This window comes from Streptomyces sp. NPDC058964 (genome assembly GCF_042741275.1).
Lineage (GTDB): Bacteria > Actinomycetota > Actinomycetes > Streptomycetales > Streptomycetaceae > Streptomyces.
In genome coordinates this window covers 1-2,697 of the sequence record NZ_JBHYKH010000795.1, presented here as the reverse complement: position 1 = coordinate 2,697, position 2,697 = coordinate 1, and the positions used below count along the sequence as shown (strand labels likewise).

The window sequence follows — 2,697 nt, the reverse complement described above, 5'->3', positions numbered from 1 at the left end:
GACCGTCCATACGGTGACCCGGGAGCCGGCGGCTATGCCGGGGGTGACCTTCGCGCGGTCGGTGTGCACGGAGCCGTCCGCGGCGGTCCAGCGGACCGTCGCCCACACCCTGCTGTCGTCGTAGCCGCCGGCCGCGGGCACGGCGTCCACCGAGTCCCTGGTCAGCACCGCGGAGACGGGGTGTACCTCCGCGCGCCGCGCGGCAAGGTTCCCGTCCACCATCACTGCCGCCAGCGCGCCCGCGATGATTCCGCCCACGAGCGCGAGGATCCAGGTGGCGAGCACGATCCAGGCCTCGACGGTGTCGCTGCGTCGCCGGAGCGGGTTGCTCCGCCACCGCCAGCGCCAGCGCCGGAACCACCCGCCGTCGGCTTTCGCACGACGTGCTCTCCTCGTACGACGTGTCCTCGCCATCGGCCGTCGCCTCCTTCCCGCGCTCCGGCCGTCCTCGGAATCTCAGGCCGTCCGGGCTCTTTCGGGCGCCGCAAGGCCGGGGTCGAGGTCCGCGTGGCGGCGCGGTCCGGTGAACGTGGTGCCACGGACGTCACCGGCCCGTGGCAGGACGCCGTCGGGCACGGCGAGCGCACCCCCGGCGTACCGTGTGCCGTGCATGGCGACCTCCAGAGTGGTCAGGTGCCGTCGTACGACATCTTCAGCTTCCGACAGAAGCGCGCCGAGTGCATAGTCCGAACGGCCCCGGCCGGTCCGCCGTCCGGCATCTATGTCGCGTCGGCGGTGCCGTGACCGTCCGTCCGGGCCACCGGTACCCGCCACTCCAGCGTGGTACCTCCATCGTCGGGACTGCGCAACTCGAGACGGCCGCCGAGCTGCTCGGCCCGCTCCTCCATGTTCCGCAACCCACTGCGCCGGCCGCCGGACGGGATCCCCATGCCGTTGTCGGTGACCATCAGGCGCAGCTCGCGTCCGTCGGTCGTGAGGGCCACGTCGGCGCGGGCGGCGCGGGCGTGCCGGGCGACGTTCGTCAGGGCCTCGGAGAGGACCGCGATCGCGTGATCGGCGATGTCCCGCGGCACCTCGGTGTCCACCAGACCCTCCATGCGCACGCTGGGGGCGAATCCCAGCACGGACGCCGCCTCGCCCACCGCCCGTACGACCCGGGCGCGCAGTCCGGTGCCGGCCGTGCCCTCGCGCGCCCGCAGGCCGAAGATGGTGGACCTGATGATCTTGATGGTCTCGTCGAGGTCGTCCACGGCCCGCAGCACCCGCTCGGACGCCTCCGCGTGCTCGATGAAACGCCCCGCGCTCTGCAGTGTCATACCGGTGGCGAACAGCCGCTGGATCGCCAGGTCGTGCAGATCGCGGGCGATCCGGTCGCGGTCCTGGAGCACCGCGATCTGCTCCGCGTCCCGGCGCCGCTCCGCCAGCTCCATGGCGATGGCCGCCTGGGCCGCGAAAACCTGCAGGGGCTCGGTCTCCTTGTCCGAGAACGGCACCGCTCCGGCCTCCCGGACCAGCAGGACCACACCGCGCACACCGCCCTCGCCGGTCCCGATGGGGACCGCCACCGACGGGCCGAGCCCGGCGGATTCCGGCGGCCCGGCCGGGACGCGCGCGTCGTGGGTGACGTCCTCGCTGGTGACGGCCGCGGCGCTGGTGAACGCCTCGCCGATCAGGCTGTCCCCCTCGGACAGCACCAGCCCCCGCAGGGCCTCCGCCTCCTGTCCGAGGGCCAGTTCCACGGTCAGGGCGTCGGTGTCCGCCATGGGCATCGCGACCACGGCCAGGGCGGCGCCGGTGATCTCCATGGCGCGTACGGCGATCAGACCGAGGGCCTCGGTGCGCTCGGCCCCCGACATCAGGCTCTGGGTGATCTCCGCGTTGGCCCGCAGCCAGCGCTCGCGCAGCCGGGACTCCGCGTACAGACGGGCGTTGTCGATCGCGACACCGGCCGCCACGGCCAGCGTCTGGGTGACCGAGACGTCCTCCTCGTCGAACTGCCCGCCGCCCCGCTTCTCGGTCAGGTACAGATTCCCGAAGACCTGGTCGCGCACTCGGATCGGGACGCCGAGGAAGGAGTTCATCGGCGGGTGGTGGGGCGGGAAGCCGTACGACGCCGGGTGCTCCGAGATCTTGGCCAGGCACAGCGGCTCGGGGTCGCGGATCAGCTCGCCCAGGATGCCGTGGCCCTCCGGATACGGCCCGATCCGCGCGATCTCCTCCTCGGTGACGCCGACCGTGTGAAAGGCCGACAGCCGCTTGCCGTCGGGCCCGATCACGCCGAGTGCCGCGTACTCGGCGTCGACGAGTACGGCGGCGGCCTCGACGATGCTGTGCAGGGCCTGCTCCAGGTCGAGCTCCCGCCCGACCGAGAGGACCGCCTCCAGCAGGCTGTGCACCCGGTCGCGGGTACCGCGGGCCGCGTCCAGCCTGGCCTGCAGCTCCTCCAGCAGTTCGTCGAGCCTCAGCTGCGGCAGCCGTACCCGGGCCTCGTCGGGGCTTCCCACCTGCGTTCCTCCCGGTCCCCTCTGCTCACGGACACGGACCGGTCCGGTCATGTGCCACGGTAACGGCCGGCGGCGCAGGACGGTACCGGATCCGGCAGGCCGCCGACACCGCGCCGGTCGCCCCGGGGGGGGGGGGGGGGCCCCCGCCGGGGGGGGGGGGTCGGGGGGGGGGGGGGGGGGCGCCCCCGCGAGGGGGGGCCGGCGCCCCCCCCCCCACCCCGCGGGCGCGGCG

2 protein-coding genes and 1 pseudogene are annotated in these 2,697 nt (G+C 74.0%); all 3 read right to left on the bottom strand.

All coding sequences use genetic code 11. The features are described from left to right. Positions 1–414: pseudogene (locus ACFW2E_RS44850) on the bottom strand (hypothetical protein); the annotation flags it as partial. 42 nt (positions 415–456) lie between these two features. Beyond that, entirely contained in the window at positions 457–612 is a 156-nt protein-coding gene (locus ACFW2E_RS44845) for a hypothetical protein (protein WP_384477374.1), read from the bottom strand. A 107-nt stretch (positions 613–719) separates the two neighbouring features. Next, a complete protein-coding gene (locus tag ACFW2E_RS44840; RefSeq protein ID WP_384477371.1) occupies positions 720–2,465 on the bottom strand; it encodes a GAF domain-containing protein in 1,746 nt (581 codons plus the stop codon). Positions 2,466–2,697: the final 232 nt, after the last annotated feature.